Origin of the sequence: Microbacterium sp. K41 (genome assembly GCF_004794395.1) — a bacterium.
Taxonomy (GTDB): domain Bacteria; phylum Actinomycetota; class Actinomycetes; order Actinomycetales; family Microbacteriaceae; genus Microbacterium; species Microbacterium sufflavum.
The window spans coordinates 1-5,168 of record NZ_SSDO01000287.1; the positions used below are offsets into that span (position 1 = coordinate 1).

Annotated in this window: 4 protein-coding genes and 1 pseudogene; 4 read left to right on the top strand and 1 reads right to left on the bottom strand. The window is 68.7% G+C overall.

The features are described 5' to 3' along the window. The 4 genes and pseudogenes from DW309_RS08245 to DW309_RS08260 form a co-directional block, all read left to right on the top strand. Positions 1 to 643, top strand: a pseudogene (locus DW309_RS08245) (aminotransferase class V-fold PLP-dependent enzyme); the annotation flags it as partial. A 61-nt stretch (positions 644 to 704) separates the two neighbouring features. After that, positions 705 to 2,018, top strand: a complete 1,314-nt coding sequence (locus DW309_RS08250) for an ABC transporter substrate-binding protein (RefSeq protein WP_136029431.1) — start codon at positions 705 to 707, stop codon at positions 2,016 to 2,018. Between the two features lie 3 nt (positions 2,019 to 2,021). Beyond that, positions 2,022 to 2,972 carry a carbohydrate ABC transporter permease gene (locus DW309_RS08255; RefSeq protein WP_136029429.1) on the top strand — a complete coding sequence of 317 codons (951 nt, stop codon included), beginning with the start codon at positions 2,022 to 2,024 and terminating at the stop codon, positions 2,970 to 2,972. Next, positions 2,969 to 3,889: a carbohydrate ABC transporter permease gene (locus DW309_RS08260; protein ID WP_205812679.1), complete on the top strand. Its 921-nt coding sequence runs from the start codon at positions 2,969 to 2,971 to the stop codon at positions 3,887 to 3,889. The genes DW309_RS08255 and DW309_RS08260 overlap by 4 nt, the downstream gene beginning before the upstream one ends. 61 nt (positions 3,890 to 3,950) lie before the next feature. Here the strand turns inward: DW309_RS08260 and DW309_RS08265 are convergent, their stop codons facing one another. Continuing rightward, positions 3,951 to 4,964, bottom strand: coding sequence for an aldo/keto reductase family protein (locus tag DW309_RS08265; RefSeq protein WP_136036085.1), 1,014 nt, complete (start codon positions 4,962 to 4,964; stop codon positions 3,951 to 3,953). Positions 4,965 to 5,168 lie beyond the last annotated feature (204 nt).

The window sequence follows — 5,168 nt, forward strand, 5'->3', positions numbered from 1 at the left end:
CGGCGCCCACGCCCCCGGCCTGATCGCCGACGCCGCCGCGGTCGCGGGCGGCGACTGGTGGTTCGGCAACCTGCACAAGTGGCCCTGCGCCCCCCGCGGCTCGGCCCTGCTCGTCACGGCAGCACCCGACCGCGACGAGCTGTGGCCGCTGATCGACTCGTGGGCCGCCCGCGAGCCCTACCCCGGGCGCTTCGACACCCAGGGCACGATCGACGCCACGACGTACCTGGCCACCCCCACCGCGATCGAGTTCATCGAGGCCGAGTTCGGGTGGGAGCACGCCCGCGCCGCGATGGCCGAGCGCGCCGACGCCGGGGCCGAGCTGATCGCCGAGGCGCTGCGCCCGTACGGCGACGAGGACCCGCTCACCCCGCTGCCCTCCCCCGTGCCGTCCATGCGCCTGATCCGCCTGCCGCTCGGGCTCGGCGCGACGCGCGAGGAGGCCGACGCGCTGCGCATGGACCTGCTCGACGAGGTCGGCGTGGAGACCGCCTTCACGAGCTTCCGCGGGGTCGGCTACTTCCGCCTCTCCGCGCACCTCTACACCGAGGCCTCCGACGTCGAGGCGTTCGTCGAGCGCTGCATCCCCGCGATCCTGCGCCGCGCCGGCATCCGCCCCGCCGACACCCTCATCCTCCCCTGACCACCCGCACGACCCGACCCACCCGAAACACACCCACCCATCCCCCACCGAGAGGCACATCGTGAAGAACAAGATCTTGACGACCGCAGCGGGAGTCGGCACCGTCGCCGTCCTCGCACTCACCGGCTGCTCCGGAGGCTCCGGCTCGTCCGGCGGCGACGGAGACGTCACCCTCCAGATGGTCGAGAGCCTGACGAACCCGGCGCGCACCGAGCTCATCCGCGGGCTCCTCGACGAGTTCGAGAAGGAGAACCCCGACATCACGGTGAACCTGGTCTCGCCGCCCACCGAGCAGGCCGACCAGAAGATCCAGCAGATGCTCCAGTCCGGCAAGGGCGTCGACGTGCTCGAGGTGCGCGACATCACGGTCGGTCCGTTCGCCAACAACGGCTGGCTGTACGACCTCGGCCCCGACCTGAAGAAGTGGGACGGCTGGGACGCGCTGACCGACAACGCCAAGTCCGCCGGCGTCGCCGAGGACGGCAAGAGCTACTTCGTCCCGTACGGCTTCTACGGCCTGTCGCTGTTCTACCGCACCGACCTCGTGGAGGAGGCGGGCTTCGACGGTCCCCCGCACAGCTGGAAGGACCTGCTGGAGCAGGCGTCCGCGATCCAGGATCCGTCGAACAACATCTACGGCTACGCGTTCCGCGGCGGCCAGAACGCCAACAGCAACGTGGTCGCCGCGATCGAGGCGTACACGATCGACGGGCTCGACACGGAGGACGCATTCCTCATGGAGGACGGCTCGACGATCTTCGCCGCTCCCGAGGCGCAGGATGCGGTCGACGACTACTTCGACCTGTTCAAGAAAGCCTCGCCGCCGTCCGCCGTCTCCTGGGGCTACCCCGAGATGGTCGCCGGCTTCACGAACGGCACCACGGCCTTCCTGCTGCAGGACCCCGAGGTGATCGCGACCGTGCAGGACTCCTCGCTCACCGAAGACCAGTGGGACACCGCTCCGCTGCTCGTCGGACCGTCGGGCAAGGCCGCGCAACCGCTCGCCGTCGCCGGCTGGGGTGTCGCGAAGAACAGCGAGCACACCGAGGCGGCGGTGAAGCTGGTCGAGTTCCTGTCGTCGGCCGAGCCCGCGACCGAGTTCGCCCAGGCCAACAGCCTCGTGCCGATCATCGCCGCCGCGGCCGACGACGAGTTCTACTCCACGGGCCCCTGGACCAGCTACGTCACCATGACCGAGGACCCGGACACCTACGTCAACGTGCGCCAGCCGCGCGGCGTGAGCTGGTGGACCGAGTGGATCCAGAAGTCCGACCAGGACGTGCAGAGCGTGCTGCTCGGCACCATGTCGACGAAGGACCTGCTCGCCTCGTGGGATGCGTTCTGGACCGAGAAGTACGCCGCGGAGAAGGGCTGACCCGTGGCCCGCACCATCCGTGAAGGGGGCTCCGTCGGCACTGCCGGCGGGGCCTCCCCGGCACGCGGACGGCGTCGGCCGTTCCGCGGCCGTCACGCCCTGACGCTGCTGGCGTTCCTCGCCCCGGCGATCGTGTTCGTCTGCTGGTTCACCTACTGGCCCATGCTGCAGGGCGCCCGCATGGCGTTCCACGACTGGAACCTGTGGGACCTCACGTCGACCCCGTTCGTCGGCTTCGACAACTTCCTCGCCGTGTTCCGCGACCCGGCGTTCCCGACCGTGGCGTGGAACTCCGTGCTGTGGGTGGTCGGCTCGCTCGTGCCCCAGCTCGTCATCGGCTTCCTCATCGCGCTGGCCCTGCGCAAGCGGTTCCGCTTCCGCGGGCTCTACCAGGCGCTGGTGTTCTTCCCGTGGGCGGTGTCGGGCTTCCTCATCGGCATGCTGTTCCGCTGGATGTTCAACGCCGAGTTCGGCGTGGTCAACGACCTGCTCATGAAGGCCGGCCTCATCGACGCCCCGCTGCCCTGGCTGGCCGACCCGAAGCTGGCGATGTTCGCCGTCATCGTCGCGAACATCTGGTACGGCGTGACCTTCTTCGCGATCATGATCCTCGCGGCACTCCAGTCGGTGCCCGACGAGATGCTGGAGGCGGCGAGCCTCGACGGCGCCGGCAAGGTGCGGCAGCTGTTCTCGATCATCATCCCGTACATCTCGATGACGCTGCTGCTGACGATCCTGCTGCGCGTGATCTGGATCTTCAACTTCCCCGACATCATCTACGCGATGACGAACGGCGGCCCGGCCAACCAGACCCACATCATCACGACCTGGATGATCAACTACACGCAGCAGGGCAACTACGGCATCGCGAGCGCCATCGGGCTCATCGTCGTGGCGTTCCTCATGGTGTTCTGCGCCTTCTACCTGATGGCGATGCGGAGGGTGCAGCGATGACCATCACCTCGACCACCCGGACCGGTTCCTCGATCACCGAGACCCGTCGGATCACGGTGCCCGACCCGAAGGCCGCTCCGCGACCGAGGCCGCGGGTGACCGTCGGCGGTGTCGTGCGCGTGGTCGGGCTGGCCCTGTGGCTCCTGATCACGCTGTTCCCGCTGTACTGGATCACGCTCACCGCGTTCAAGTCGCCGGGGACCATCAACCGCTTCCCGATCGAGTACTGGCCGAGCGAGCCCTCGTTCGACAACTTCACGAGCCTGTTCGAGAAGAGCTCGTTCGGGGTTTTCCTGGCCAACTCGGCGATCGTGGCGGTGTCGGCCGGAGCCGTCGCGACGCTCATCGCCCTGCTCAGCGCCTACGTGCTCGCGCGCTTCGAGTTCCGCGGCAAGGGGGCGATCCTCATCGCGTTCCTGCTGACGCAGATGATCCCCGCGTTCATCGCCCTCGGCCCGCTGTACTCGATGATGACCGACCTGGGCCTCGTCGACACCAAGCCCGGACTCATCCTCGTCTACATCGCGATCTGCATCCCGTTCTCCACCGTGATGCTGCGCGGCTTCTTCGAGAACGTGCCCGACGCGCTGGAGGAGGCGGCGATGATCGACGGCTGCTCGCGCCTGGGAGCCCTGTTCCGGGTGCTGGTGCCGGTCATGACGCCCGGCATCATCGCGGCGTTCATCTTCAACTTCGTCAACTGCTGGAACGAGCTGTTCCTGTCGGTCGTGCTGATGAACACCGACGCGAACCGCACCGTCCCCTCGGCGCTGAACGGCTTCATCTCGACGTTCAACATCGACTGGGGCTCCATGAGCGCCGCGGCCGTGCTGACGATCCTGCCGACCATGGTGATGTTCGCCCTCGCCAGCCGCTGGATCGTGCAGGGCCTGACCGCCGGTGCCGTGAAGGAGTAAACCGCGCGCGGACGAAGGCCCCCTCTCGCCCGTCGCGGGAGGGGGCCTTCGCCTGCCCCGGTCAGACCAGGCGGGACTTCGGGGACACGGAGTACGTGTGCTCGGCGTCGCGGTTCACCGTGTCGCCCAGGGCCTCGTCGATCGCGGACAGCGTGTCGGCGTCGAGCGTCACGCCCGAGGCCTTGACGGTGTCGGCGAGCTGCTCGGGCCGGGAGGCGCCCACCAGGGCCGCCGCCACGTTGGGGTTCTGCAGCACCCACGCGATCGCGAGCTGCGGCATCGTGAGCCCCGCCTGCTCGGCGATCGGCTTGAGACGCTGCACCGCGGTGAGGATGTCGTCCTGCAGGAAGCTCTGGATGAACCCGGCCCCGGAGTTCTGATCGGTCGCGCGCGAGCCCTCCGGCACCGGCTGCCCCGGCAGGTACTTGCCGCTGAGCACACCCTGCGCCATCGGCGACCACACGATCTGCGAGATGCCCAGCTCCTCCGACGCGGGCACGACCTTGCCCTCGATCACGCGCCACAGCATCGAGTACTGCGGCTGGTTCGAGATGAGCTGGATGCCGAGCTGCGTCGCCAGCGCGTGACCCTCGCGCAGCTGCTCGGCCGTCCACTCCGAGACGCCGATATAGAGCGCCTTGCCCTGCCGCACGACGTCGGCGAACGCCTGGAACGTCTCCTCCAGCGGGGTCTCGTAGTCGAAGCGGTGCGCCTGGTACAGGTCGACGTAGTCGGTGCCGAGGCGCTTCAGCGAGCCGTTGATCGACTCCATGATGTGCTTGCGGCTCAGGCCGGTGTCGTTCGGGCCCTTCGGGCCGGTCGGGAAGTAGACCTTCGTGAAGATCTCGAGCCCTTCGCGGCGCTGGCCCTCGAGCGCCTTGCCGAGCACGACCTCGGCCGCCGTGTTGGCGTAGGTGTCGGCGGTGTCGAACGTGGTGATGCCGGCGTCGAGCGCCGCATGGACGGTCTTGACGGCCGCGTCGTCTTCGACCTGCGAGGCGTGCGTGACCCAGTTGCCGTAGGTGATCTCCGAGACCTTGAGACCACTGTTGCCGAGATAGCGATAGTTGACCATGGATCAACGCTAGTCCCGGCGGCGGACGCTCAGGCCGGCCGGCCGAGGGATTCCCGGTATTCGCGCCACGCGGCGCCGAGGCGGCGGATGCCCTCCGTCAGCACGTCGTCGGGCGCCGTGAAGGGCAGGCGCACGTGGTCGTCGGGGGCCGTGGGGGACGCGGCGAAGGCGGCGGTGCCGGCGATCGAGACGCCGTGGGTCGCC

Coding starts and splice junctions, on each gene's coding strand:
- DW309_RS08260 (WP_205812679.1), top strand. CDS start 2,969: ATGACCATCACCTCGACCACCCGGACCGGTTCCTCGATCACCGAGACC.
- DW309_RS08265 (WP_136036085.1), bottom strand. CDS start 4,964: ATGGTCAACTATCGCTATCTCGGCAACAGTGGTCTCAAGGTCTCGGAG.